This window comes from Bacillus sp. FSL K6-3149 (genome assembly GCF_038630515.1).
Lineage (GTDB): Bacteria > Bacillota > Bacilli > Bacillales > Bacillaceae > Bacillus > Bacillus pumilus.
The window spans coordinates 2,091,659-2,117,392 of the sequence record NZ_CP152034.1 but is presented as its reverse complement, the minus strand read 5'-3'; the positions used below and the strand labels follow the sequence as shown (position 1 = coordinate 2,117,392).

The window sequence follows — 25,734 nt, the reverse complement described above, 5'->3', positions numbered from 1 at the left end:
TCCTTATTTACGCAACTTCGGATCTAAAGCGTCTCTTAGTCCGTCTCCAACCACGTTAAAACCAAACATTGTAATACAGATAAATGCGGCTGGGAACCATAATCTCCACGGGTAGTATGTCATGGCTGGAATTCCGTCAGACGCCATTGTTCCCCAACTAGCTAATGGAGCTGGTACACCAAGCCCTAGATAGCTTAAGAATGCCTCCGTGAAAATAGCCGAAGGAATTGTTAGTGTCATCGTGACAAGAATTGGTCCCATTGAGTTTGGAATCAAGTGTTTAAATAAAAGTCTAGATGTTTTCGCACCTAATGTTTGTGCGGCAAGAACGTACTCTTGGCTCTTCAATTGTAAAACCTGTCCCCGAACAATACGTGCCATGTTAATCCAGCCTACAACTGTCATGGCGAGGATAATCGTTAATAATCCTTTTGGCAGAACAACCATCATTAAAATAACCATTAATAGTGTTGGGATTGCCCATAAAACGTCTGCGATACGCATCATCACTTCGTCCGTACGTCCGCCTTTGAATGCAGCAATACTTCCCCAGATAATACCGATGATCACGTCAAGAACAGCTGCTGCAAGACCGATAAAGATCGAAATTCTTGCCCCAACCCATGTACGAACAAACATGTCTCGGCCTAAATCATCCGTACCGAACCAGTGCTCTTTTGAAGGCGGCTGATCTGCATTAAGCAAATCTGTCGTAGAGTAATCATATTTAGAAAACACCGGAACGAAGATCGCCAGCATCACAACAATGAAAATAATTGTAAGCCCAACCATTGCAAGTTTATTTGCACGGAAGCGAAGCATAGCATCCTTCCATAAAGATAGACTAGGTTTAGAAATTTTTTCAGATTCTGCTGCATCAGCCGTCGCCGGCACAAATAAGTCTTTTCTCATCTCTTCCATGTGTTAGACCCCTTTCTTCGCCTTCGTCAGTTTAATTCTAGGATCGATAATACCGTAGAGGATGTCAACGACTAAAATACTGATTAATAGAATAATACTGTAGAAGACTGTGACACCCATGATGACGGTGTAATCACGGTTTGTAATACTTGTGACAAAGTGAGAGCCTAATCCAGGAATGCCAAAAATCTTCTCCACGACAAAACTACCTGTTAAAACTGAAGCAGCCATTGGTCCCATGTAAGTAATGACAGGTAACAATGCGTTTCGAATCGCGTGTTTGATCGTAACAGCTGATTTCGTTAATCCTTTCGCTCTAGCCGTTCTAATGTAGTCACTGTTTAGCACTTCAAGCATACTTGACCGTGAAAGTCTAGCGATAAATGCCATTGGCATGAAGGAAAGTGCAATAGAAGGTAGTACGGTGCTGGCCCAAGACTCCCATCCTGCAACTGGGAAAATCGCTAAAATGCTTGCCTCAGATGCAAATACATATTGTAGTAGCGCCGCTAAAATGAAACTTGGAACTGAGATTCCAAAGATCGTTAAAATAGCAATCGTATAGTCTTGCCACTTGTTATGATAGAGCGCTGCAAGGACCCCAAACAATACACCAAATGCTAATGCGAGGAGAATTGCCTCAATTCCGAGGGTAAAGGAAACGGGGAATCCAGAACCGATTAAGTCATTTACGGTTTGTCCTTTGTATTTAAATGAGGGACCAAAATCTAATTTTGCAACTGAACCTAAGTAGCTTACATATTGAACAAATAAGGGCTTGTCCAACCCGTAGTGCTCGTTTAGGTTTGCTTCAATTTCAGCAGGAAGTTTCTTCTCCCCAGAGAATGGACCACCAGGTGCTGCCTGCATGAGAAAGAAAGTTGCAGTTACAATAACAAACAGTGTGATTAAAATATATATTAATCGCTTACCGATATATTTAAGCAACGGAATTGCACCTCCATGATTTTACAACATTTTCTCTAATCAGCAAGAAAGGTATATGGAGAGACATCCTCCATATACCTTAAGATCCTTGCCGTAGATCTCTTACACTATAATCTTACTTTTCGAAATGAGCCCATTTGTATTGAACATCACCAAGTCCAGATACGACGACACCTTTAAGTTTTGGATCTTGTACCCAAAGCTGAGTGTAGAAGTAGATTGGTGCTATAGGCATATCGTCGATGATGATTTTCTCTGCTTTTTTCAGCATTTCTTCACGCTTCGTTTTATCTGTTTCTTTCGCAGAATCATTCAACAATTGTTGATACTCTTTGTTTTCCCATCCAGTGTCGTTGTTTCCACCGTCTTTATCTTTGTAAAGCTCAAGGAAGTTCACTGGATCGTTGAAGTCACCTAACCAGCCCATACGTCCAATTTGGTAATCTCCACTGTGGATTTTGTCGATGTATACGTTCCACTCAGAGTTATCAAGTTCAACTTTCACACCTAAATCTTTTTTCCACATTTCTTGAATTGCTTGTGCAATCTTTTGGTGAGCTTCATCTGTGTTGTAAGAAAGTTTCAATGCTGGAAGATCAGAAACTGACTTATAACCTAATTCTTTCACACCTTTTTCAAGAAATTCTTTAGCAGTTGCTACATCGTGATCTTTGAAGTAGCCAGTTTTGTTATCAGTAAATCCTTCCATTGTTGGAGGAACGATTGCCATTGCTGGAACTTGTTCACCTTGCGTAATTTTGTCAACAATTGCTTGACGGTTGATTGAGTATGCAAGGGCCTTACGGATGTTTGCATTATTTAAAGGTTTTGATTCTGTGTTGAATTTGTAGTTATAAATACCAGCGATCGTTTGAATTTTAAGACCGCCATCTTTTTTCAATGTTTGTAAAGATTCTGTTGGAAGGTTTCCAGTTGGAGAACCAGCCCAGTCAAGCTCACCTTTTTTGAACATGCTAAGCTCAGTGTTTGTGTCTTTGATCATAGACATGTTAATCTTTTTCAATTTCACAGTGTCTTTATCCCAGTATTCATTGTTCTTTTCAAGCGTGATAGAACCGCCATGTTTCCATTTAGAAAGAACGAATGGTCCGTTAGATACGTAGTTTTCACCAGCATTTGTGTACCAGTTTTTATTCTTTTCAGCCACTTTTTTGTTGACTGGCATATACGTATAGAATGCAGTTAGTTCAGTAAAGAACGGTGTTGGGTTCTCTAGCTCAACTACAAGCGTTTTGTCATCTTTTGCTTTAATACCAACATCAGCAACTTTCGCTTTCCCTTTGTTCGCTGCTTCAGCACCTTTAATATAGTAAAGCTGGTAAGCATATTGAGATTCATTTTTAGGATCTAATGCCCATTTCCAAGCATATTCGAAATCTTTAGCTGTGACAGGGTCACCATTAGACCATTTTGCATCACGAAGTGTGAATGTGTATGTTTTACCATCAGCACTTGTTTTGATATCAGAAGCCATTGCATTTTCTGGCTTACCTTCAGCGTTAATTCTTGTTAATCCCTCAAAAGTCTGACGGATGACACTTCCTGAAGTTGAATCATTTGCCAATCCCGGATGTAGAGAAAAAGGCTCAGTGGAGATATTCACATTTAGTGTTGTTTTAGCCTCTCCAGAACTGCTCGTGCTGTCGCCTGATTTGTTTCCGCTGAAACCACAAGCGCTTAATACAAGTGTGAAAATAAGCATTAAAGTAACAACAGACCAACGCTTTTTCAACTGTATTCCCCCTTATAATATGTTTTAGTTCAAAGGTCTCGATAGAAGATGAGATTCAGATTTAAGAAATAGCGTAAAAAAGTCCCTAAATAGCTTACTTTCTATTTCTTTTGTTTTTTCTGAATTTTCACTATGTAAAGAGCCTAGCACAAACGTGTGAACAAATTAATTATAATGAATAGAATAATTTATTGCAATATCAATTTCATATATTTTTAAAAAACGTAAATGGGGATAAAGAGGGATTTTTATAAACTAAAGTCTCAATCACTTCAACAAATTAAAGCGGAAATTGATTAAAATAATTTAACGAATTCAGCAGGAATAATGTTTTATACATATAATTAATCATCCTTTTTTAAAAAATTCTGACAGATAGTTGGTATTTTACCTAAAATTTTAAGTGTCAAACGACATGATGAGAAGGTCACATGAGGGCTTCGTGACTTTTTCATGGTCATCCTTTATAATAGATAGACATAATGTTGCGATGAAAAAGAAGAGTACATATATTCACCATTAACAGAGAGTCTGCGGCTGGTGCGAGCAGATAATGGCATGTATGGAATGGGCTTTGGAGCAGCTAACCGAACACTTTTGAAAGTAAGTAGGCTTAGACGGAGCAGTCTCCGATATCAACGTCTTGAGTGATTTCCATGTGAAATAACAAGGGTGGTACCACGGTTCATTCGTCCCTTTTCTGTTGAAAAGTGATGGGTGGGCCTTTTTATATTGAAGAAAAGAGGTTTTAGTATGACAAAGAAGACAATTTTTTCAGGCATTCAGCCGAGTGGTTCGGTCACATTGGGGAACTATATTGGAGCGATGAAGCAATTTGTCGATTTGCAGCATGATTATCACGGCTATTTTTGTGTAGTCGACCAGCATGCGATTACGGTGAGTCAGGATAGGCTAGCCCTTCGCCAAAATATTAGAAGCTTAGCAGCTCTTTATTTAGCGGTTGGACTTGATCCGGAGAAGGCGACATTATTTATCCAATCAGAGGTACCTGCTCACGCCCAGGCAGGATGGATGCTGCAATGTGTTGCTTATATTGGGGAATTAGAAAGAATGACCCAATTTAAGGACAAATCCGCTGGTAAGGAAGCGGTTGTTTCAGGACTATTAACGTATCCCCCATTAATGGCTGGCGATATCTTATTATATGGTACTGATTTAGTCCCTGTCGGAGAAGACCAAAAGCAGCATCTTGAATTGACTAGAACGCTTGCTGAACGTTTTAACCGCAAATACAATGACATCTTCACTGTACCTGAAGTGAAGATTCCAAAAGAAGGCGCTCGGATTATGTCTTTAGCAGATCCGGTGAAAAAGATGAGCAAATCCGATCCGAACCAAAAATCGTTCATTACTTTATTAGATGAACCAAAGCAGCTTGAAAAGAAAATCAAAAGTGCTGTGACGGATTCAGAAGGCATCGTTAAGTACGACAAAGAGAACAAGCCTGGGATTGCCAACTTGCTGACGATTTACTCTGTGTTAGGTAACATATCGATTGCAGAGCTTGAGCAAAAGTATGAGGGCAAAGGGTATGGTGAGTTTAAGGGAGATCTTGCGAACGTCGTTGTTGATGCTTTAAAACCAATTCAAGATCGATACTATGAACTCATTGAGTCAGACGAGCTTGATCGCATTCTTGACGAAGGTGCTGAAAAAGCAAACCGCGCAGCAAACAAAATGCTGAAAAAAATGGAGAATGCAATGGGTCTTGGCAGAAAGCGCAAATAAAAAAAGCTTGCAGCACATCACGCTGCAAGCTTTTTCTAATTCACCTTTGATTCGTTTTCCATTTCCCAAAGCTTTTCAAAAAACGGCTGTCCCTTAATCATTTTTTCACAAAATGCTAAATGATTCTCTGACCATCCATCAATGGTTTCATTGTAAAGCATGTTCCAAATCTCTTCGAATGACATTCGTTTGATTTGATTGTACATGCGCGGATTCCATTCCGTATACCAATACGCAATCTCCGCCCTGTTTTGAAGACCTTTTAATTGATCGAGCGCCATAAACATTAGCTGCTTCAGCTGTCTTTCTTTTCTCGTTAATCCGCTGATGTGCTGCGGAGGCAAAGACAAAATATGATACTCCTTCGCCGACTCAAGACTGTCCTGAGAGAATTCATATTCCTCAGCCTTCACATCCTTCACCATTTCATACACCAATTGCTCCTGCCTTGGGATTAAGCGGCTTTTCCTCACAGGAATAGAATACCCAATCGTATCCACAGCAATAATTCGTATGCCGTCTGTCACCACAAAGCAATATTCTAATTTACGCCGTTCATGATTTTTTCGAATATATGATTTCTCAAAAACAGATTCTAGCAGCGTCTTCGGCAGCTCTGAAAGATCATTCTCTATGTAATCATACAAAGGACTCTGCACCTTGAGTAAAGGTACTTGATCTAACAGCTCCACACTGTCCTCCTTGCGCCACTCATGAAAATGACACACATTGTAGCCATTTTCTTCCCCTTCAAACCAATTCACCCATACGTCATGAAGAAATAACATAACCAATCCCTCACTTTATAAAAACTGTTGTCCACAGTATGGGCAAGGGATAGAGAAATTATTCCAACTTTATTAAACTTCAAGCGGAGCGAATGTGGTTTGCATTTCTTTATTGCGCAGAGTCCCTTTCATCTTGTCATAAAAATGAGGCATTACTTTAACTTTTTAGGATCAAGCGCATCTCTCAGCCCATCTCCTAAGAAATTAAAGCATAAAACGGTCAGCAATATTAGTAAACCTGGGAAGAGCGGATACCACCACGCTTGCACCATAATCGAGAAGTTTTGTGCATCTTGCAGCATGTTGCCCCAGCTCGCTGTTGGCGGCTGTATGCCAAACCCTAGATAGCTCAGCGTTGATTCGGCTAAAATGACGGAACCTACTTTTAGTGTAGCTGACACAATAATAGGACCGATACAGTTCGGTAAAATATGCGAAAAGATGATGACATGGTTTTTCGTTCCAATGGTTCTTGCTGCGAGTACGAATTCTCTTGTTCGCAGTGATAAAAATTCACTACGGATCAGTCTCGCGGTTGTGGTCCATCCGGTCAAAGCAAAGATTAAAATCAATTTATCAATGCCCGGTTTGAAAATAGTAACGAGCGTGATCAAGAGAAAAATGTCGGGAATCGACAACACGACATCCACAAATCTCATTAACAAGGAATCAACAAATCCTTTGAAATACCCCGCTACCGCTCCGACCACAGTGCCAATGGTAATCGCACCGACCACCGAAACGAAACCGACTAATAAAGAGACCCTCGCGCCATAAAGCACCCTTGAGAAAATATCGCGGCCAAACTTGTCAGTTCCCATCAAATGCTCAACACTTGGCGGCTGGAGCCGTTTTAATAAATCTTGCTGCTCTGGTGCGTAAGGGGCAATCACAGGAGCGAAAATGGCTGAAAAGATAATGACCAATAAGATCACGGAGCCGGCAACCGCCAATTTATTTTTGAAAAATTTCTCGCAAAATAAACGCAGCATCGTCTCTGGCTTTGGCGGAAGACCCTCCTTTAATTTGAGATCAACAGGAGGTGTTCCCATATTAGGCTGTGCCAATTGTGCTTCAGCTCCCTTCTAATATTCAATACGCGGATCAACGATCGCATAGAGAATATCCGCAATTAAATTTCCAACCACCACGAGCACTGCGGAAATAACAGTCATCGCCATAATGACCGGATAATCTCTCGAAAAAGCAGAATCAATGAACAGCTTTCCAAGCCCTGGCCAAGTGAAAATTTGTTCCACTACGACTGCACCACCAATAAAGGATGGAATCATCAATCCGAAAATCGTAATGACAGGCATAAGACCGTTTCTTAACCCGTGCTTGAAAATGACTTTGTTTTCTCGAAAGCCTTTCGCTCTTGCGGTACGAATGTAATCCTGCCTCATGACATCAAGCATACTCGACCTTGTGTACCGGGTGAGCCCTGCCATATCAGCGGTTGCTAAAACAAAGGCTGGTAAAATGATGTGATGAAGCCGGTCAAATACATTAAAATCGGCGTTTAAGGTAGAGACGCCACCTGTTGGGAACCATCCTAAATTCACAGATAAAACCATTATTAGAATGAGTCCAAACCAAAAGTTCGGAATAGCCAGTCCGATAAAAGATGTAAATGTAATGCCATAGTCTAGCTTTGTATATGGACGTTTTGCCGAAAGAACACCGAATGGGATGGCGATAATCAGGGCGACTAATGTAGAAAAGATCATGAGGATGAGGGTATTTGGCAGCCGGGCAAAAATCAAATCAGCCACAGGCGTTCCCTTTTTAACAATGGAGGTGCCAAAGTCACCTTGAAGCATATTGCCAAGCCATTTCATATACTGCACATATTCAGGGTCGTTCAAGCCGTACTTATCAATAAAAGCTTCCCGGTCTGCCGCACTAATGGTTGGGTCCATCATAAGTGACATCGGATCGCCTGGTGCTGCTTTCATAATGGCGAAGGACAAAATGGTAATCCCAAATAAGATGGGAATGGAAAGCAGTGTCCTTCTAATGATATATGTAACCATATGCACAACTCCTTTTTCATCGGATCGCCATACTGTGATGAAAAAGGGCTAAAGTGATCTTTCTTTTAGCCCTCTGTCTTCATTGCATCGTGATATGAGAACCCTCTCAATCTAACTGGTGCTAAGGGTATATCTTCACGCTAAAAGGAGAGAACTTTCCTCTTCTTTCACTAGCAGCCTACTGTTCAATCCACCATTTCTCGATTTTGTAATACTCATCTTTCGGGTGGTAAGAGTAGCCTTGGAGATTAGATGGCATCGCGCGATGTGAGTTGGCATAATAAAGGAACGTATATGGCTGATCTTCTGCGATCAATTCATAAATTTTTTCATATGCCTTTGAATATTCTTTTCGATCGCTTAAATTCTTGGCATCTACTAACAGCTTATCGACCTCTTTATTTTTATACCAGATGTTATTCAAGCCTTTTTCTGACTGGCTTGAGTGGAAGATGCTGAATTGATCAGGGAATGTGGCAAGGCTCCAGCCGAGCAGCAGCGCATCATAATCCCACTTAGGCGGTGTCGTCTGCTCAATGAGTGCACTGAATTCCACAATTTGCGGCTTCGCTTCCACACCAATTTCTTTGAGCTGCTGCTGGACAACGACAGCAATGTCTTCACGGACTTTGTTTCCTTGGTTGGTCTTTATAACAAAGGAGAATTTCTTGCCATCCTTATCAAGATAGCCATCTCCATCTGTATCCTCCCAGCCCTCTTCTTTCAGCATCTTTTTCGCTTTTTCTTGATCAAATTCAAACACTGGAACACTTTCATTTTTAGGGTAGTTCCATGACAGCGGACTTTCTGGAATGTTGGCTACTTTGCCGTCTCCATCTAACACTTGATCGACAATCGTTTGGCGGTCAATGGCATGTGTCAGCGCTTGGCGGACCTTTTTACTTTTAAAGAGATCATTTTTCTGGTTCCAGCCAATGTATGAATAATTGAGCCCTAAATCAGATTCAATTTTAATGTTGCTGACTTTTTCAGCCGTTTGCAACTCTGCTCCAGGTACAGCAAAGAAATCAATATCACCTGCTGAAAGCTGGGCAATTGCTGCGTTCTGATCAGGAATCGTTTTAATCGTGACGGTATCAAGATATGGACGTCCATCCCAATAATCGTCAAAGGCTTCTAGTTTCACGTAGTCGCCTTCTTTCCATTCGGCAAATTTAAATGGACCAGAACCAATTGGTTTTTTTCGGTTAAATTCATTTTCACCGAGATCTTTTATAGGCACATCACCTAAAATATGCTTAGGCAAAATGCCGTAGCTTCCTAGTGTGACATTATAAAAATAGGGATCTTTTTTATTGAGCTTGAATTCGATTGAGTAATCCCCTGTCTTTTTAACTGAATCTAATACTTCAAATCCTGATCCGCGCTCCCCGTTGTAGTCCTTATTGATCGGAATGCTGTATGTAAACACAACATCATCAGCTGTCAATTCTTCTCCATCATGAAACTTTACGCCTTTTTTAATGGTCACATCAAACTGCTTCCCGTCATCAGATTCTTTAATATCTTCTGCGAGTGATAGCTGAGGGTTCAACTTTCCGTCCGTTTGAAGTAAAAAGCTGTAGATTCTTTCTTCAATATCAGAGCTAGCCACGTCTGTTGAATACAGCGAGTTAAATAATGTTGGTTCTGCAATGGAACCGATGACAAGATCTCCGCCCTGTACAGGTTTACCGGTGGATTTCTTTTCACTGTCTCCAGAGGTTTTATTTCCACTAGAGCAAGCCGCAAGCATGAGCGTGAAGATCAGCAGTAAATTAATCAATATGGATTTTCTATTTCTACCTTTCATATACAATTCCCCCTATCCTTTTTTAGAAATGACGACAGATGCCGCTTCATCCCCCCTCTCAAAGATGAATTCATCCAAGCCGATTAAGCGTCGTAGAGGTGACAGGCAACGAAGTGGTTTGGTTTTAATTCTTGAAATGCTGGTATTGTTTCTTTACAGATTTGTTTCGCATACGGGCATCTTGTATGAAATACGCACCCTTTTGGCGGATTTGCAGGACTTGGCAGATCGCCTTGAAGCATGATCCGTTCTCTTTTGATCTGACCTTTTTTACGGGTAACAGGGACAGAAGAAAGCAATGCCTGTGTATATGGATGGAGCGGTTCATCGTACAGGCTGTGCTTATCAGCAAGCTCCATCATTTTGCCGAGATACATCACGCCGACTCGATCACTAATGTGCCTAACCACACTTAAGTCGTGAGAGATAAATAGATAGGTCAGGTCAAATTCCTCCTGAAGCTCCTCCATCAGATTAATCACCTGCGCCTGAATGGATACATCAAGTGCTGAAACCGGCTCATCTGCGATAATCATTTCAGGATTCATGGCAAGCGCACGAGCAATGCCGATTCGCTGCCTCTGCCCGCCAGAAAATTCGTGGGGATAGCGATTTGCAAAGCTTGGATGAAGGCCCACCTTTGATAAAAGCTGTTCTACTTTTTCATTTCTTTCTTTTAAGGAATATAAGTGGTGTGTTTTGTAGGGTTCTTTGATGATGCTTCGAAGTGTTTTTCTAGGGTTGAGTGATGCAAAGGGATCTTGAAAAACCATTTGGATGTTTTTTCGTGTTGATTGTCTTAGCTTTGATTCTGATACACGGGAGATATCTTGCCCTTTAAAAAGGATTTGACCGTCAGTTGGTTCATATAAACGAATCATGGTCCGGCCTAATGTTGATTTACCGCATCCTGATTCCCCCACTATCCCTAACGTTTCACCTTTATAAATCTTCAAATCTATGCCGTCAACAGCTTTGACTGAACCGACTTTCTTCTGAAAGACGCCTGCTTTAATCGGAAAATGTTTTTTGATTTGTTTCAGTTCAAGTATGGTTTCTTTCTCTATTAGATCTGTTGCATGTGGTTGATTTTGAGCAAGGGTCATGTTTGGTCTGCCTCCTCATATAAGAAGCATCTGACGCTTCTGCCATTTTCAAAAGTCCTCAGTTTAGGCAGTTCACCTAGGCAGCGCTCCTTCACTTGCGGGCATCTAGGAGCAAATCGGCAGCCGGCTGGAAGCTGATCCGGTGCAGGGACATTCCCTTTTATTGCTGTTAGCGGCTGTATGTCTCCGTCAATGACAGGAATCGATTCAAGCAGCCCTTCTGTGTAAGGATGCAGCGGCTGATCAAATAATTCTTCGACGGTCCCATTTTCAACAACCTGTCCGCAGTACATGACAATGACTCGATCTGCCACTTCAGACACGACACCTAGATCATGAGTGATGAGGAGAATCGATGTACCAAATGTCGTGCATAAATCTTTCATCAATGTGAGCACCTGGGCTTGAATCGTAACATCTAGGGCAGTTGTCGGTTCATCTGCAATGAGGAGCTTCGGATCACAGCTTAGCGCAATGGCAATCATCACTCTTTGCCGCATGCCGCCTGATAAACGGTGCGGGTAATCTTTGATGATTTGTTCCGGTCTGGAAAAACCAACAAGCTTCAGCAGGTCAATCGCTTTTTTTGTCGCTTCTTTTTTTGAAAGTTTTTTGTGATAGATGAGGATTTCTGTTATTTGTTCCCCGATGGTTAGGACGGGATTAAGTGAGGTCATGGGTTCCTGAAAGATCATCGACACGTCATTACCACGAATGCTGCATAATTCCTTTTCACCATATGTAACGAGATCCTTGCCATCTAGCTTGATGGAACCGTCCATAATTTTTCCACCAGTGCCGTTAATCAAGCCCATAATGGATAAGGACGTAATGCTTTTACCAGATCCAGACTCACCGACTAATGCGACAGTTTCTCCTCTGTTGATACTGAAATCAACACCATCTACAGCAGGTATCGCTTCTTTTTTTCTAAAAAAATAGGTTTTTAAGTTCTGCACTTCAAGCAGCGTGGTCATGTATTCGCCCCTTTCACCATCAATCAATAGAACAAAATCTAAAAATTTCATCTTTTTCGAATAAAAAGAATTATCAAAATTTATATTTGTATATTATTACATTGTTATGACGAAATCAAGAAGAATTTAGTAAATTTGTAATATGTCTCTTTTTGTGTGAATCATTCACTTTATGAGTCTATCGCCTTTAAAAAAGTTTCGGACGGCTCTGCAATCATAGACTCCTCGCTGATTCTGTGTTCGCTGAAATACTTTTTCACGATATAAAACCCAGTGGCGTAACCAAGCATTTTGGGGTAGTTCCCTTTTCCATAAAGGAGGTTCTGTATCAGTCTTTCGTCGTCCTGCACTTTTTGATCAAGATGACTGGATACCCATTTCTGATACATACGCTGAAGCTGCGTTTCGTCATAGAGAGTGGTCCATTTGGCTGTATAGCTTTCTCCGTATCTATGATACACAGCATATTCAGCGAGCCCTTCCATCATGATTGTATCAAGGAATGTAAAATCTTTTTCTTCTTTCGTGAGAAAATGCAACCTACATACATGGTGATATTCATGAGTCAGCAATGTGCCGATACGTTCTTTCGGGGTATTTGGCGACAAAAAGAGAAAGACCTTGTCGTCAAATGCCATGCCGGATTGATAATAAAATTGCTCTCTAATTTCTTTACTGCTCTCATTGACTGGCAAAATAAAGACTGGAATGTCAGGGCCTTTCCACTGCTTTTGCAGCGCCCGGTATTCTTTCATGACGAGCTGGAAGTACCCTTTTTCTTTGAGCTTGTCGATCATGTCTTTGCATGATCGAAAAGACCGAATCATGCCGTGATGTTGCAGGTGGGAGAGAATAGAGGACCATTCTTTTTCCTCCGCCCCTTTAAAATAAGGAACAAAGCGCGACGCAAGCTCCTGAAATGATGAAGATTGATGAATGAGATATTGTGTATTGACTAGACCCATACTGCTAAACACCTCCATTTTCATCATATGCAAAAAAGCGGCGATCTGATTATAGATCGCCGCCTTCTTAGGAAATATTACGCTTCGTATTTTTTAAAGATAATTGTCGCATTGTGTCCGCCAAAGCCAAGTGAGTTACTTAGAGCCACTTGTACTTCTTTTGAACGTGCTTCATTTGCCACATAATCAAGATCACATTCTTCATCCGGTGTTACAAGGTTAATGGTTGGAGGAATAACGCTGTCTTTAATCGCAAGCACAGAGAAAATAGCTTCTACTCCACCTGCTGCGCCAAGTAAGTGACCTGTCATCGATTTTGTCGAACTGATCGCAAGCTGATTCGCATGCTCTCCGAACACTTCTTTAATCGCCATTGTTTCAAATTTATCATTGTACGGTGTGCTTGTTCCGTGGGCATTGATATAATCAATTTCTTCCACAGACAAACCAGCATCTCGAATCGCTTCTTTCATTGCTCGTACGCCGCCTTCTCCGTTTGGAGCCGGTGCTGTAATATGATACGCATCTCCAGTTGATCCATATCCAACAATTTCTGCATAAATCGTCGCGCCACGTTTTAATGCATGCTCAAGTTCTTCAAGAACGACAATCCCTGCACCCTCACCCATCACAAATCCGTCACGGTTTTTGTCAAATGGACGGCTTGCTGTCTCTGGATCAGGATTTGTCGAAAGAGCTTTGTTCGCACAGAAGCCAGCAAACGACATTTTTGTTAACGGCGCTTCTGTTCCGCCTGTGATCATCGCATCTGCATCTCCGCGCTGAATGACTTTAAATGCATCACCAATTGAGTTTGTCCCTGTTGCACATGCTGTTACAGTACAAGAGTTAACCCCTTTTGCGCCAAGTGCAATTGAAATTTGGCCTGTTGCCATATCTGGAATCATCATTGGAACGAAGAACGGGCTTACGCGTCTTGCCCCTTTATTTGAATACACTTCAAACTGCTCTTCAAATGTTTCAAGTCCGCCAATACCAGATCCAACCCATACACCAACACGCGGTGCGATTTCATCTGTGATTTCAAGACGTGAATCTTCTAGCGCCTTTTGAGCAGCAACGACTGCATATTGTGTGAAGCGTGCCATTTTTCGTGCTTCTTTTTTCTCCATGTAATCTTCAATGTTAAAATCTTTTAATTCTGCAGCCACTTTTGCTGTATATTCACTTGAGTCGACACGTGTGATTGGTCCAACTCCTGATACACCTGCTAAAGCATTTTTCCATGTTGATTCTACATCGTTGCCAAGAGGTGTCAAAGCACCCAATCCTGTAACAACTACTCGTTTTTTATCCATTAATTTGTGCACCTCACTCTTTTATCGGCCCCATCGCATAGCGATTGCGCCCCACGTTAATCCGCCACCAAAACCTACCATTACAATCACATCGCCGTCATGAATTTTTCCGGCTTCGATTTCTTCACATAGTGAAATCGGAATGGATGCTGCTGATGTGTTTCCATATTTATGGACTGTCTTCGACATTTTTTCAACTGGCAGCTCTAGGCGTTCGCGGGCTGCTTCCATAATGCGAATATTTGCTTGATGCGGGATCAAGAAGTCAACGTCTTCTTTTGATAGTCCAGCTTTTTCGATGACGTTTACGCTTGACTCGCCCATTTGTCTTACAGCAAATTTAAATACTTCTCGTCCATTCATGATTGTATGATCTTTTTCATCTAAGTACAAGTGCTTACCGCCTCTTCCATCGGCTCCAAGCTCAAATGAGAGAATTCCTTTCCCTTCGCTGACCTCTCCTAACACAGCAGCACCTGCTCCATCTCCAAACAGAACAGCAGTATTGCGGTCATCCCAGTCGGTAATGCGAGAAAGTTTTTCAACGCCAACGACGAGCACGTGCTTGAACGTACCTGATTCGATAAATTGTTTTCCAGTAACAAGCCCGTACATAAAGCCAGCACACGCAGCGCTAATATCCATTGCACATGCTTTATGTGCACCGAGCTGCTCTTGAATCATACAAGCGACTGTCGGAAATGATTGATCTGGCGTGACTGTCGCCACAAGAATCATATCGATATCTTCTGCAGCTACATTTGCGTCAGCTAATGCTTTTTTTGCAGCAGCAAGCGCCATATGTGATGTATTGACATCATCAGAAGCAATTCTTCTTTCTTCTATACCTGTTCTAGTACGAATCCATTCGTCAGAAGTTTCAACCATTTTTTCTAAATCAAGATTTGTTAACACTTTTTCAGGTATATAGCGGCCAAGGCCAATAATTCCAGCATTCATTGAATAAGACTCCTTTTACTCATACGAGCATGTGATATTGTGATCTTATATTAGTATCTGGTACTAATTTTAACTTATTTTTTTCTCCTTGGCAATACAAACGTCTAACCTTTCCTCTCACTTTTTTCATAGATTATTGATATACCAATCGTAGAAAGGAGCATTTGATATGGCGCAAAAAGATATTTTTTCGGCTATGATGTTTGGACAGCCGCTTGAAAAGGAGAAAAGCAAGGAAGAAGCAAAGGAGGAACGCGTGGAGACAACTTCAAGTGAAGAGTCCATTGACTACATGCATGTCATGAACCAAATTGGGAACATTATGAACTCCATCGATGAGCTGAAGCCTGTGTTTAAAGATGTTGGCCCTATGATTAGTGCCTTCAAGAAAAAATTATCATAAAAAAAAGCCACTATTCTGTGGCTTTTTCTGATTCTGCATCTGCTTTTCCAAGCTCATATGCCTCTTGCATAACAGATGTAAACAATGATAAAAGCGGCTGAAGAGCTTCGGGCTCAAGCTGAATACCTGCTTTATCTAATTCTTCTTTTGCCTGCGGAAAATACTTCATGGCAATTTGTAAAAACTCCATCGATTTTTCGTGCTGCATCGTTGTATCCTCACTTTTCATTTGGCAGTTTGCCAGTTTTTTTGTAAGACGCAATATCACTTTCAATGTCTTTCAAAAAAGCACGGTCAATGGTGGAACTAAATTTCCCCATTTCGATCACTCCTTCTTTAAAGTCAAAGGAGTACTCACCTTGTGCATTTAGCTTGCCTTCATTAAATTTCTTCGCAATAATACTATACGCTTTATCCACATGCTGGACTGTGCTTGTTAAGACGGTATGGCTGCCGAGGTTGGATTGATCGGTGACATATCCGATCGCTGATAAATTATCGGCTTTGATTTGTTCAATGACAGGGATATTATAACCATCACCTGCTGGATATACAACATCTACGCCCTGTTTTTCCAATTTTCGATAGAGCTCCACGGCTTTGTCCGCATCATCCCAGTTTTCAACAAACTCGGCAAGCACTTGTACATGTTCATCTTGATATTTTGCACCTTTAATAAAGCCGTCTACTTCGCTTTGCCAATCATATGTAGCAAGAATACCAATCTTTTTTGATTTTGACATATGTGCTGCTGTCATGCCTCCGAAAAAGCCCATCGCTTCACCTTTAAACGTCACATTCGCAACATTATCCGCCTGAGGCTTGTTTCCATTTACCGTGATAAATTGTGTTTTCGGATAATCTTCACTAATGATGTTGAAAATTTCGCTGTATTCACTGCCATGGCCAATAATCAAATTGACTCCTTTTTTGTGAAATTCTTCAATGGCATCAACGATTTTCTCTTTGTCGACCATTCCTTCCTTATAATAAACATCTACACCAAATGTTGATTGAATATTTAATAAGCCTTTATAACCTTTCGTTCCCCAAACTTGATCATTAATTGTATCGGGGACGAGTAAACCCACCTTCTCAATCTGTCCTTTTAAAGGTGCCTGTGAGCAGGCAGATAATAGGAGAAGGAACGAAAAGATCATGACAAGCCGCTGATACTTCATGCCATGTTCAACTCCCTTTGCCACATGCAGGCATGAACCTGTATGTTAAATATAGGTTTATTTTATACTGAAAAAAGATAAGATGGAAGATCATTCTTGCTTTTTGTCGAAAAATGTTGAGTTTTGTCTTTTCCATTCTGCCATCATTTCTTCTGATTTGTCATCTGTTTGTCTTTCTACCTTCAATTCATGTGTTATTTCCTGTCTTTGTTCAGAGCCTGATGCCCACTTGAACAAATCCCTTGCTACATCTTCTACAAAAAATGCCTCATCACGCTTCGTTCTTTCTTTATCAAGTGTCCATGGTCCAAACATGCGAGGTAGAATAACAGCCGGCACATTCTGATTGGATGATTCGTCTTCGTTTTTTTCGTAAAGAACCCGGTACATGCCATGCGCCGCTTTCAAGTCTTCGTATCTTTTATCTGGTTCTTCTGATTGAATAAAGATCAGATCATACGTGTCTTTCCCATCCTGAAGGTCAATGACACGGAAAAGATCATTTCTGCCAAGCCACATCATTCGTTCTTCTAATAACCTCTTTTGCTCTTCTGTTTGCTCATGAGGGCATGTGATATCCATTTGAATGCCCTCTTTCATCATATATTCACACAGCGCTAGGCCAAAAAATTCATCTGCCCCTATGATCAGTCCTGTCTCCATGTTCATGTCCCCTTTTTTAGCTTATCGAATAAAAAGAAGAGCCCTTTCCATGAAGGGCTGTTATCATCCTATTCATCACAATTCTCTTTCATGCGATTTATAAAACTTGTGAATGGATTGAAAGATTCTTCTCGGATGATCAAACATATGCAAGGTGAGATCGATCTGACAATGCTCTGGATTCTTCATGTGCTGATCAATAAAAGGCTTTGCATGCAGTTCATATGCATAGGGTGCACCGTTTAGTCTTTGCCATATGTGAATCGGTACATGAGCAGAATGAACAGGGAAAGCTGGGAGCGGATACGTTTCCGCTTCCTTTTCAGAGCAGCCGTAGCTCTTCGCTAATTCTTTGATTAGCTGTTTATAAAAGAATTTGTGTTCCTTTTCTCTTTCCCGTTGTGCATAGAGATGCAGACATGGATTCACCATCGCAATGGATCTTAGCACTTCTGGCATCTCTTCAGCAAGGCTCATAGCAACGAGTGCACCCATCCCCTCTGCCAGCACATGAATTTCCCGGTTTAATATTTCTTGTTTTAATGTGTGATGAACGAGCTGCTTTGTACTAAAAACAGCATCTTCGCATCCCCAGTGATTCCCATGAAGATGACTATTAAACAATGTATATCCTTCATCCTTTAAGGCAGTTAAAAGCTGGTTTCTTCCATAGTGCTGAAGCCAGAATGATGTATTTTCCTGCACAAAGTGATTTCGGTCACCGAGGATAAGAATGCCAAAGCCATTTGGTTTTTGAGGAAGGTGAATGACGTTCCACTGGGAACCAAGCTGGAAAAACCGTTCGCTTACACCCATATGGCCAGCCTCCTTTCAGTGATTCTGCTTTCTATGATATGAACAACAACTCTTGTAGGAATAAGGAAATCCCCTAATGACAGAAGAATTCTTTTTATTTTTATAGAAGAAGGTCTAAAAATGGTCACATAAAGGCTAAAACAGTCTTTTCCCCTCACTCGTATCTATGGTATGATAATCAATAGATTGTTACATAAAGGACGGTGGGATTATGCATTATATTATCACCCTCATTTGGACTTTTCTGCTGACACATATGGCTGGTTACATCGTTGCTTCGATGAATGGCGCTGCTTATGACTTTACTTTGACTTCTATTCTTGCAGTGGTGTTTACGGTTATTTTATTCATCTTTGCTGAAGTAAGTCCAATGAAAGAAACGGAAAGTTCAACAAAACACTCTTAATACGTAAGAGATGAATGCGAGAAAGAGCTAAAATGATCTTGATTTTAGCTCTTTTTCTTTTTGCTTGAAAAGCGGTACGCTAAAACCCCCTGCAGCTACAGGGGGTTTTTTATTGATTACACCTCGACGGTTTCGGACTTCTGTTTGTCTTGAGTCAAATGGCTTTTCGCAAGCCCTGTAAACAGGAAGATCGCGATACCTGATAAAATTTCAAGGACCCCGCCGCCAGCAATGACAGGTCCCGCTCCAAATCTTTCTGCCAGAACGCCTGATACGACAGCTGCAAACGGGAGGAAAACATTTGATGAAGCATTGATCACCGCGTATACTTGCGGCTGATCATCTTGGTCGACAGACGTTTGAATAATGACCATTTCCGGTACATTGATCGCACTAACGGCGGCACCGAATATAAAGGAAGCTAGTAGAACGACTGGCAGCCATGTACTCATCCCTGTAATAAAGAATGCAGCTCCTTCAATCATACCAGCGACAATAAAGAACAAACCAAATCTCTTAATTTTTACCTTCGCCAGAGCAAAGCCCATCATAAACGCGCCGACTGCAGCAACACCTCTTAAAATGGAATACACCATAGAATCGCTTTGCAATGCTTCTGCTACGTATACAGCAGATAGTGCCTGCCACGGAGCTGCAGCGACATTCATTAAAATACAATACAGCGTCAGTGCAAATAAAATGTGATGATTTTTGACGACGAGAAACCCTCTTTTTAAGTTATAAAAATATGTATTCTTTGCTTGTTTTATACCTGCTGCTTTGTCTTCAGCGGTTTTCTTTAATTTAACACCGATAATAAACAGGCCGGATATGATGAATAAGGCAGTGGTGATGAGCAGGGTATCTGCAGGTCCGATTAATTTGACTAAGAGACCAGCGACCATGACTGCTGCAAGTGCGACAATTTCAAAAGAAGATTGCAGGATGGCATTTGCTTTTTGAATCAGATGCTTCGGTACAATCTGCGGTAAAATCGCCACCGAGGCTGGGTTATACGCTGCACCTGTTGCCGATTGAATAACCATTAATGAGATCAATAACCATAATGGCAATAGATGCGAAAAATGCAGTAGCGGAATAATGAGTACAATGGTTGCTCGAACGACGTCTGATGCGAACATCCATTTAGACAAATGGTGCTTTTTCATAAGAGGTCCTAGTATTGGGGCTAGCAAAGATGAAGGAAGTACGGTTACTGCTAGGAGAAGTCCTGTACCGAGCGCTCCATCCCCTCTCAAAATCAATAGCCAAAGGACGGATGTAAAAGCAAAACTTTCTCCTGTGTTTTTAATGAGTCTTGATATGAATAATGAGGTGAAGCGTTTATTCCAAACACTTTCACTGAGATTCGTCTTTTCCATCACACAAATCCTTTCAACTAGTTAATCTCACTTACATATTTTACCTTAAATTCTCTTTTATTCATACTATTTATTTGAAAATTTGAACTTAATTGTTTTTTATTATAAAGAAAAAAGAGGCATGACACATGCCTCTAAAGACTTATTCCAGCCGACTCTTAGTCAATTGCTTACGGCTTTCTCTGATAGGTCCAAACACGGTTATGGTTCGAGTTATCCGGAAAGACGTCGCCTGCTTGAAGCTTAATCTTTAAAGGATCTTTCACCATACTGCCGGTTTCACCGATCTCGACATACACACCATTATTTGGTGCTTTATTCCCTGATTTAAACTGATGCTGCTGACCCATTTCCATCCTCCTTTCTCGATGATGTTATTATGTCCCGTGACTTGCCTCTCCAATCCTTTATGCAAAAAGTCCCTGCTCCTACGAGTCAGGGATGCTTTTCATTTATTTGGTTTGTTGATACATGAGCTCTTTGATTAATGCTTTTTGTACATGCAGGCGGTTTTCTGCCTGCTGAAATACTTTTGAGTGCGGTCCATCAATAATGTCTGCTGTCACTTCTTCTCCGCGGTGTGCTGGGAGACAATGAAGAAAAATATAATCTTTTGCTGCATGACGCATTAGTTCATCATTGACTTGATATTCTTTAAATTCAGCAAGGCGTTTCTCTGTTTCTGCTTCCTGCCCCATGCTTGTAAACACATCGGAATAAATGACATCTGCATTTTGGACAGCAGCGACAGGGTCTGTCGTAACGATGACTTCTGCGCCTGATTGTTTTGCAAACTCACGTGCTGTGTCTGTTACTTCTTGAAGTGGTTCATAGCCTTTTGGTGATGCAACTGCAATATCACAGCCTAGCTGCGCACAGCCAACCATCAAGGAGTGAGCCACGTTATTTCCGTCACCGATGTAGGCGACTTTGATTCCTTTTAATGTTCCTTTTGCTTCTTTTATCGTCAATAAATCAGCAAGTGCCTGGCATGGATGGGAGTAGTCAGTCAGTCCATTGATGACAGGAATGGACGCGTATTGTGCCAGCTCCTCGACCTTCTCATGTTCAAAGGTTCGAATCATAATGCCGTCTACATAGCCAGACAGCACCTGCGCTGTATCACTGATCGTTTCTCCTCTGCCGATTTGCAAATCATTTGAGCTGAGGAAGAGCGCATGTCCCCCCAGCTGCGTCATTCCCGCTTCAAACGATACACGGGTTCTAGTTGACGATTTTTCAAAAATCATCGCTAATGTTTTCCCTTTGAATAAATCTTGGTATGGGTTTTGTTTCATTTCTTCCGCTTTTTCAATTAAATAAGCAATATCATTGATTGAGAAATCTTTTAATGATAAAAAGTCTTTTCCGTATAATGTCGGTTGCACGTCAACTTGACTCATGCCGTCACTTCCTTTTTGTATAATTCTTGGAGCGATACTGGTGATACATCTCCATTTTTTCCTTGTAGGAATGCTTGAACTGTTTCATATTCGGTTAGAACTTGGACGCCGTGTGTGAGTGCTTTTACACGTTGCTCTTTTGCCTCTTCATCCTCGCCTAAATGGATATGAAGGGATTTATCTTCGTTTTGCAGCCAAGTGTCAAAGCTGTCCGTCCAGACGTCAAAGCCTGCATGTTTTGCTTCATCTACCAATTGTTCACTGCCTTTTATAAAGAGGCTACCTTTCTGATGCCAGATCGATGCAAACACTTTTTTCAAGGCGCTTTCGGCGTTTTTGCCTACACACATTCCTTCTCCTGTCGCTTTCATTTCAGGTGTCAGCTTTAAGTCAATATCTTGAATGGCATGTGATGAGAAGACTGGGAATTTGACCGCTGTTCCCCCTTTGTTTTTCGTTACTGGGTTCAGTTCTTCAAGCGTTGCACCCGCTAGTAATTGAGTCGCAAGCGGAATCATGTCAATGCCCATCACCTTGCTGACAACTGGAACGGTCCGGCTCGCCCGCGGATTCACCTCTAGTACAAGCGCCTGATCCCCTTTGATCACAAATTGGATATTCATAATGCCCTTAAACGCTAATTTCTTCGCTATTTGTTCGGACGCAATATGCACCTGCTGTTTGATGTCCTCGCTGATGGAGACACTTGGTAAGATGGCAAAGCTGTCACCTGAATGGACGCCTGCTTTCTCAATATGCTCCACGATCGTTGGGATGAAGGTCGTTTTTCCGTCAGAAATCAGATCCACTTCAACTTCTTTTCCAGTGACATACTCATCAATTAAAATTGGATACGGCAAATGATCTGGCTGATCAAGTAGTGACGTCAAATGCGCTTCTGACTGGACAACAATCATTCCCATTCCGCCAATGACATACGATGGGCGAATTAACACAGGGTAACCGATGCTGTTAGCATGCGTGAGCGCTTCTTCTTTTGAATGAGCTGTATTTCCTTTTGCATGAGGTAGGTTCAGTTCATCAAGAAGCTGATAGAACAGATCACGATCTTCCAGCGCATCTAGCGTGTCGAAGGATGTACCTAACAACGTAATGCCCGCTTTTTCTAAGCCTTCTGCTACATTGATGGCAGTCTGTCCGCCAAATTGAACGATGACGAAATCAATTTGCTCTGCTTCCACAACGTTTAAGATGTGCTCTAATGTAATGGGCTCAAAATATAAACGATCTGCGATTTCATAATCCGTACTGACCGTCTCTGGATTGTTGTTCATCATGATCGTTTCAAAGCCAAGCTTTTGCAGGGTAAGAACGCCATGCACCGCACTATAGTCAAACTCGACTCCTTGCCCAATTCGAATTGGACCAGAGCCAATGATGAGTGCACGCTGTTTTGTTTTCTCTTGATGCTCTCCATCACTTTTGCCAAAGTATGTGGAATAGAAGTAGTTCGTTTTTGCATCAAATTCCGCTGCACATGTGTCGACAATCTTAAATGAAGCCGTAATGCCATATTCTTGACGAAGCTGTCTAATCGCCTCTTCACTATTGCCTGTTAGAAGAGCAATCGTTTCATCAAGGAAGCCCTTTTCCTTTACCTTTTTCAAGGTGTCTTTTGAGAGCGTTCCCTCATGGTTCTTCAATTCCTGTTCGAGAGTGATCATATTGCTGAACACATGTAAGAAGAATAGATCGATTTTCGTCGCTTGATGGATCGCTTCAACCGTTTCCTGTCTTGAAAGAAGTTCCATGACAGCAAAGAAACGTCGATCGTCTGGTGTTTTGACAAGCTCAAATAGTTGTTCAGTCGATTGGTCTTTCAATTCTGGCAGGTGGAAACCCTTTGTCTTGATTTCAAGAGAGGCGACCGCTTTTTGGATGGCTGACTCTAAATTACGGTCAATCGCCATGACTTCGCCAGTCGCCTTCATTTTTGTACCTAATTGCCGATCTGCCTGTTTAAATTTATCAAACGGCCAGCGCGGGAATTTCACGACGACATAATCGAGTGCCGGCTCAAAACTAGCATAAGTTGTGCCTGTGAGCGGGTTTTTCAGTTCGTCTAGTGTATAGCCTACCGCAAGCTTTGCTGCCATTTTAGCAATCGGATAGCCCGTCGCTTTTGAGGCAAGAGCAGATGAACGACTAACCCGCGGATTCACCTCAATGACAAAGTATTCTTTACTGAGTGGATCAAGGGCAAATTGGATGTTGCATCCCCCGACTACATCGAGTGCTGAAATGATTTTCAGGCTTGCTGAACGAAGCATTTGATAATCTTGGTCTGTTAATGTTTGCGAAGGTGCAACGACAATCGAATCTCCTGTATGCACACCAACTGGATCGATATTTTCCATATTACAAACCGTAATACACGTATTTTGACGGTCTCTCATGACTTCATATTCGACTTCTTTAAAGCCCGCAATGCTTTTTTCAACTAAACACTGATGAATCGGGCTCGCTAAAAGGGCTCCTTCAATAAGCGGTTTAAACGCTTCTTCTGTTAAAGCAATTCCGCCGCCCTTTCCGCCAAGTGTGTATGCTGGTCTTAGGATGACTGGGAAACCTACTTCTTTTGCAAATTGAAGGGCATCCTTTGCATTATCCACAATTTCACTATCTGGCACAGGTTCGTTCAACTGCTTCATGAGAGCACGGAATTTCTCTCGATCTTCACCGTTTTCAATTGTTTCAACTGACGTTCCGAGCAGGGTTACCCCGTGCTTTTTCAGCACACCGGCTTTTTCGAGCTCGACAGCAAGGTTTAAAGCGGTCTGTCCGCCAAGGTTGGCTAAAAGACCATCTGGTTTTTCCTTTTCGATGATTCTTTTCACTGAATCAACTGAAAGCGGTTCAAAATAGATTTCATCAGCAAATGATTCGTCTGTCATAATGGTTGCTGGGTTGTTATTCACTAAAATGACTTTGTAGCCCTCTTCTTTTAGGGCCATACATCCTTGTGTTCCTGAGTAATCAAATTCAGCTGCCTGACCAATGATGATTGGACCAGACCCGATGACTAGAATGGTTTGTATGCTTTGATCTTTAGGCATGTGCAACTTCTCTCCTTGCTTGTTTCACTTTCTCAATAAAATCATCGAATACCCATTCACTTTCAGCAGGACCTGGGTGTGCTTCTGGATGAAATTGAACTGACATAATGAGCTTCTCTTTATGAATGAATCCTTCGACAGATCCATCATTAACATGAAGGAATTTCACTTCCACTTCTTTGTCATTCATGCTTTTTTCATTCACCACATAGCTGTGATTCTGACTTGTCATGAAAACACGTTTGGATTCTGTATCTTGTACAGGGTGATTCGCCCCGCGGTGGCCAAATGGAAGCTTATACGTATCCCCGCCAAGTGCAAGAGCGATTAATTGATGACCTAAGCAGATTCCAAGTGTCGGGAAGGTCATCATGATGTCATGAATGGTTTTTAAATATGGCTTCATTGTTTTGGGATCTCCAGGTCCATTCGATAGCAGGACCGCATCTGGCTTAATCTCAAACACCTTTTCCAGCTGTTTGTACGGAATGACGGTTACTTTACAGCCGCGCGCTTCAAGCGAATCTGCTATTGATTTTTTAAAGCCAAAATCAATAAGCGCTACATGTTCCTCGCCGCTGCCTTGAGTGTAGATTTCATCGTCTGTCACCTGTGCGATCACATTGTCTTGTTTCATGGCCGGCGGTGTTTCGTTTTCGTCTACACTGATCACAGCGTTCATCGTCCCATTTGCCCGGATGTTTTGCACGACTGCACGTGTATCGGTATGAGTCAGAAGCGGAATGTTCCACTTCTGTAAATAATCTTTTAAGCTAACCGCTGCAAGATGGTGAGAGAAATGATCCGCTGCTTCATACACAACGACAGCTTTCACTTGTGGTTTTTTGCTCTCAAAGTCTTCATGATTAATACCGTAATTTCCGATGAGTGGATATGTGAAAACAATGATTTGTCCCTTATAGGAAGGGTCTGTGAGCACCTCTTGGTAACCTGTCATCCCTGTAAAGAAAACCACTTCACCTGTCATGCCAGCTTCTCCTGTCAGATCTCCTTCAAAAGAGGCTCCATCTTCTAAATTTAAATAACCTTTCATGCTTGTGTCACCCC

The 25,734-nt window shown here is 41.6% G+C and carries 24 protein-coding genes and 1 other annotated feature; of the genes, 3 read left to right on the top strand and 21 right to left on the bottom strand.

Annotated features, from left to right (window positions below; all coding sequences use genetic code 11):
* Positions 1–3 precede the first annotated feature (3 nt).
* The 3 genes from MHB83_RS10580 to MHB83_RS10570 all read right to left on the bottom strand — a co-directional run bounded on the left by MHB83_RS10580 (position 4) and on the right by MHB83_RS10570 (position 3,622).
* Positions 4–921, bottom strand: coding sequence for an ABC transporter permease (locus tag MHB83_RS10580; RefSeq protein WP_050945283.1), 918 nt, complete (start codon positions 919–921; stop codon positions 4–6).
* Positions 922–924: 3 nt separating this feature from the next.
* A complete protein-coding gene (locus MHB83_RS10575) occupies positions 925–1,869 on the bottom strand; it encodes an ABC transporter permease (protein ID WP_050945284.1) in 945 nt (314 codons plus the stop codon).
* Between the two features lie 115 nt (positions 1,870–1,984).
* Positions 1,985–3,622: a peptide ABC transporter substrate-binding protein gene (locus MHB83_RS10570; RefSeq protein ID WP_050945285.1), complete on the bottom strand. Its 1,638-nt coding sequence runs from the start codon at positions 3,620–3,622 to the stop codon at positions 1,985–1,987.
* 481 nt (positions 3,623–4,103) lie between these two features.
* Positions 4,104–4,322 (top strand) — a binding site (T-box leader).
* 53 nt (positions 4,323–4,375) lie between these two features.
* Here MHB83_RS10570 and trpS point away from each other — a divergent pair.
* Positions 4,376–5,371: a tryptophan--tRNA ligase gene (gene trpS, locus MHB83_RS10565; protein WP_003212181.1), complete on the top strand. Its 996-nt coding sequence runs from the start codon at positions 4,376–4,378 to the stop codon at positions 5,369–5,371.
* Between the two features lie 35 nt (positions 5,372–5,406).
* Here trpS and MHB83_RS10560 read toward each other — a convergent pair whose 3' ends face one another.
* The 9 genes from MHB83_RS10560 to MHB83_RS10520 form a co-directional block, all read right to left on the bottom strand.
* Positions 5,407–6,159: a YjbA family protein gene (locus tag MHB83_RS10560; RefSeq protein ID WP_003212191.1), complete on the bottom strand. Its 753-nt coding sequence runs from the start codon at positions 6,157–6,159 to the stop codon at positions 5,407–5,409.
* A gap of 152 nt (positions 6,160–6,311) precedes the next feature.
* Complete coding sequence (gene opp4C / locus MHB83_RS10555) at positions 6,312–7,211, bottom strand: oligopeptide ABC transporter permease (RefSeq protein ID WP_003212337.1); 900 nt, start codon at positions 7,209–7,211, stop codon at positions 6,312–6,314.
* 33 nt (positions 7,212–7,244) lie between these two features.
* Positions 7,245–8,195, bottom strand: a complete 951-nt coding sequence (locus MHB83_RS10550; RefSeq protein WP_050945293.1) for an ABC transporter permease — start codon at positions 8,193–8,195, stop codon at positions 7,245–7,247.
* Between the two features lie 178 nt (positions 8,196–8,373).
* Positions 8,374–10,008: a peptide-binding protein gene (locus tag MHB83_RS10545; RefSeq protein WP_342496310.1), complete on the bottom strand. Its 1,635-nt coding sequence runs from the start codon at positions 10,006–10,008 to the stop codon at positions 8,374–8,376.
* Positions 10,009–10,091: 83 nt separating this feature from the next.
* Complete coding sequence (locus MHB83_RS10540) at positions 10,092–11,114, bottom strand: dipeptide ABC transporter ATP-binding protein (RefSeq protein ID WP_342496309.1); 1,023 nt, start codon at positions 11,112–11,114, stop codon at positions 10,092–10,094.
* Positions 11,111–12,091 (bottom strand): ABC transporter ATP-binding protein, encoded by a 981-nt coding sequence (locus tag MHB83_RS10535; protein WP_212046073.1) that lies wholly within the window; start codon positions 12,089–12,091, stop codon positions 11,111–11,113. Before MHB83_RS10535 ends, MHB83_RS10540 begins: the two co-directional genes overlap by 4 nt.
* 170 nt (positions 12,092–12,261) lie before the next feature.
* Complete coding sequence (locus tag MHB83_RS10530; RefSeq protein WP_050945299.1) at positions 12,262–13,056, bottom strand: DUF2268 domain-containing protein; 795 nt, start codon at positions 13,054–13,056, stop codon at positions 12,262–12,264.
* Positions 13,057–13,133: 77 nt separating this feature from the next.
* Positions 13,134–14,375, bottom strand: coding sequence for a beta-ketoacyl-ACP synthase II (gene fabF, locus MHB83_RS10525; RefSeq protein ID WP_003211631.1), 1,242 nt, complete (start codon positions 14,373–14,375; stop codon positions 13,134–13,136).
* A gap of 21 nt (positions 14,376–14,396) precedes the next feature.
* Positions 14,397–15,335, bottom strand: a complete 939-nt coding sequence (locus MHB83_RS10520) for a beta-ketoacyl-ACP synthase III (RefSeq protein WP_003212296.1) — start codon at positions 15,333–15,335, stop codon at positions 14,397–14,399.
* Positions 15,336–15,504: 169 nt separating this feature from the next.
* Between MHB83_RS10520 and MHB83_RS10515 the strand changes: the two genes are divergently transcribed.
* On the top strand, positions 15,505–15,738 hold the full coding sequence (locus MHB83_RS10515; RefSeq protein WP_212046074.1) for a hypothetical protein: 234 nt from the start codon (positions 15,505–15,507) through the stop codon (positions 15,736–15,738).
* A 10-nt stretch (positions 15,739–15,748) separates the two neighbouring features.
* On the opposite strand, the gene MHB83_RS10510 is transcribed toward MHB83_RS10515, so the two are convergent.
* The 4 genes from MHB83_RS10510 to MHB83_RS10495 all read right to left on the bottom strand — a co-directional run bounded on the left by MHB83_RS10510 (position 15,749) and on the right by MHB83_RS10495 (position 18,398).
* Entirely contained in the window at positions 15,749–15,946 is a 198-nt protein-coding gene (locus tag MHB83_RS10510; protein WP_003211983.1) for a ComZ family protein, read from the bottom strand.
* Positions 15,947–15,956: 10 nt separating this feature from the next.
* Complete coding sequence (locus tag MHB83_RS10505; protein ID WP_050945301.1) at positions 15,957–16,919, bottom strand: BMP family ABC transporter substrate-binding protein; 963 nt, start codon at positions 16,917–16,919, stop codon at positions 15,957–15,959.
* A gap of 90 nt (positions 16,920–17,009) precedes the next feature.
* Complete coding sequence (locus MHB83_RS10500; protein ID WP_342496308.1) at positions 17,010–17,582, bottom strand: nad binding enzyme; 573 nt, start codon at positions 17,580–17,582, stop codon at positions 17,010–17,012.
* Between the two features lie 75 nt (positions 17,583–17,657).
* A complete protein-coding gene (locus MHB83_RS10495) occupies positions 17,658–18,398 on the bottom strand; it encodes a hypothetical protein (RefSeq protein WP_050945303.1) in 741 nt (246 codons plus the stop codon).
* 211 nt (positions 18,399–18,609) lie between these two features.
* Here MHB83_RS10495 and MHB83_RS10490 point away from each other — a divergent pair, with 211 nt between their 5' ends.
* Complete coding sequence (locus MHB83_RS10490; RefSeq protein ID WP_003211779.1) at positions 18,610–18,804, top strand: YjzD family protein; 195 nt, start codon at positions 18,610–18,612, stop codon at positions 18,802–18,804.
* 116 nt (positions 18,805–18,920) lie between these two features.
* On the opposite strand, the gene MHB83_RS10485 is transcribed toward MHB83_RS10490, so the two are convergent.
* The 5 genes from MHB83_RS10485 to MHB83_RS10465 all read right to left on the bottom strand — a co-directional run bounded on the left by MHB83_RS10485 (position 18,921) and on the right by MHB83_RS10465 (position 25,720).
* On the bottom strand, positions 18,921–20,186 hold the full coding sequence (locus MHB83_RS10485) for an MFS transporter (protein ID WP_050945305.1): 1,266 nt from the start codon (positions 20,184–20,186) through the stop codon (positions 18,921–18,923).
* Between the two features lie 170 nt (positions 20,187–20,356).
* Positions 20,357–20,536 (bottom strand): YjzC family protein, encoded by a 180-nt coding sequence (locus MHB83_RS10480; protein ID WP_003211282.1) that lies wholly within the window; start codon positions 20,534–20,536, stop codon positions 20,357–20,359.
* Between the two features lie 102 nt (positions 20,537–20,638).
* Entirely contained in the window at positions 20,639–21,589 is a 951-nt protein-coding gene (gene argF, locus MHB83_RS10475) for an ornithine carbamoyltransferase (RefSeq protein WP_050945307.1), read from the bottom strand.
* Positions 21,586–24,666, bottom strand: a complete 3,081-nt coding sequence (locus MHB83_RS10470) for a carbamoyl phosphate synthase large subunit (RefSeq protein ID WP_327840127.1) — start codon at positions 24,664–24,666, stop codon at positions 21,586–21,588. The genes argF and MHB83_RS10470 overlap by 4 nt, the downstream gene beginning before the upstream one ends.
* A complete protein-coding gene (locus tag MHB83_RS10465) occupies positions 24,659–25,720 on the bottom strand; it encodes a carbamoyl phosphate synthase small subunit (RefSeq protein ID WP_050945311.1) in 1,062 nt (353 codons plus the stop codon). Before MHB83_RS10465 ends, MHB83_RS10470 begins: the two co-directional genes overlap by 8 nt.
* Positions 25,721–25,734: the final 14 nt, after the last annotated feature.

Bases quoted from the DNA above. Each gene is read 5' to 3' on its own strand.
- fabF (WP_003211631.1), bottom strand. From the start codon at position 14,375: ATGGATAAAAAACGAGTAGTTGTTACAGGATTGGGTGCTTTGACACCT.
- MHB83_RS10500 (WP_342496308.1), bottom strand. From the start codon at position 17,582: ATGGAGACAGGACTGATCATAGGGGCAGATGAATTTTTTGGCCTAGCG.
- MHB83_RS10560 (WP_003212191.1), bottom strand. From the start codon at position 6,159: ATGTTATTTCTTCATGACGTATGGGTGAATTGGTTTGAAGGGGAAGAA.
- trpS (WP_003212181.1), top strand. From the start codon at position 4,376: ATGACAAAGAAGACAATTTTTTCAGGCATTCAGCCGAGTGGTTCGGTC.
- MHB83_RS10545 (WP_342496310.1), bottom strand. From the start codon at position 10,008: ATGAAAGGTAGAAATAGAAAATCCATATTGATTAATTTACTGCTGATC.
- opp4C (WP_003212337.1), bottom strand. From the start codon at position 7,211: ATGGGAACACCTCCTGTTGATCTCAAATTAAAGGAGGGTCTTCCGCCA.
- MHB83_RS10465 (WP_050945311.1), bottom strand. From the start codon at position 25,720: ATGAAAGGTTATTTAAATTTAGAAGATGGAGCCTCTTTTGAAGGAGAT.
- argF (WP_050945307.1), bottom strand. From the start codon at position 21,589: ATGAGTCAAGTTGACGTGCAACCGACATTATACGGAAAAGACTTTTTA.
- MHB83_RS10520 (WP_003212296.1), bottom strand. From the start codon at position 15,335: ATGAATGCTGGAATTATTGGCCTTGGCCGCTATATACCTGAAAAAGTG.
- MHB83_RS10495 (WP_050945303.1), bottom strand. From the start codon at position 18,398: ATGGGTGTAAGCGAACGGTTTTTCCAGCTTGGTTCCCAGTGGAACGTC.
- MHB83_RS10550 (WP_050945293.1), bottom strand. From the start codon at position 8,195: ATGGTTACATATATCATTAGAAGGACACTGCTTTCCATTCCCATCTTA.
- MHB83_RS10530 (WP_050945299.1), bottom strand. From the start codon at position 13,056: ATGGGTCTAGTCAATACACAATATCTCATTCATCAATCTTCATCATTT.
- MHB83_RS10470 (WP_327840127.1), bottom strand. From the start codon at position 24,666: ATGCCTAAAGATCAAAGCATACAAACCATTCTAGTCATCGGGTCTGGT.
- MHB83_RS10480 (WP_003211282.1), bottom strand. From the start codon at position 20,536: ATGGGTCAGCAGCATCAGTTTAAATCAGGGAATAAAGCACCAAATAAT.
- MHB83_RS10535 (WP_212046073.1), bottom strand. From the start codon at position 12,091: ATGACCACGCTGCTTGAAGTGCAGAACTTAAAAACCTATTTTTTTAGA.
- MHB83_RS10510 (WP_003211983.1), bottom strand. From the start codon at position 15,946: ATGCAGCACGAAAAATCGATGGAGTTTTTACAAATTGCCATGAAGTAT.
- MHB83_RS10540 (WP_342496309.1), bottom strand. From the start codon at position 11,114: ATGACCCTTGCTCAAAATCAACCACATGCAACAGATCTAATAGAGAAA.
- MHB83_RS10490 (WP_003211779.1), top strand. From the start codon at position 18,610: ATGCATTATATTATCACCCTCATTTGGACTTTTCTGCTGACACATATG.
- MHB83_RS10515 (WP_212046074.1), top strand. From the start codon at position 15,505: ATGGCGCAAAAAGATATTTTTTCGGCTATGATGTTTGGACAGCCGCTT.
- MHB83_RS10505 (WP_050945301.1), bottom strand. From the start codon at position 16,919: ATGAAGTATCAGCGGCTTGTCATGATCTTTTCGTTCCTTCTCCTATTA.
- MHB83_RS10580 (WP_050945283.1), bottom strand. From the start codon at position 921: ATGGAAGAGATGAGAAAAGACTTATTTGTGCCGGCGACGGCTGATGCA.
- MHB83_RS10485 (WP_050945305.1), bottom strand. From the start codon at position 20,186: ATGGAAAAGACGAATCTCAGTGAAAGTGTTTGGAATAAACGCTTCACC.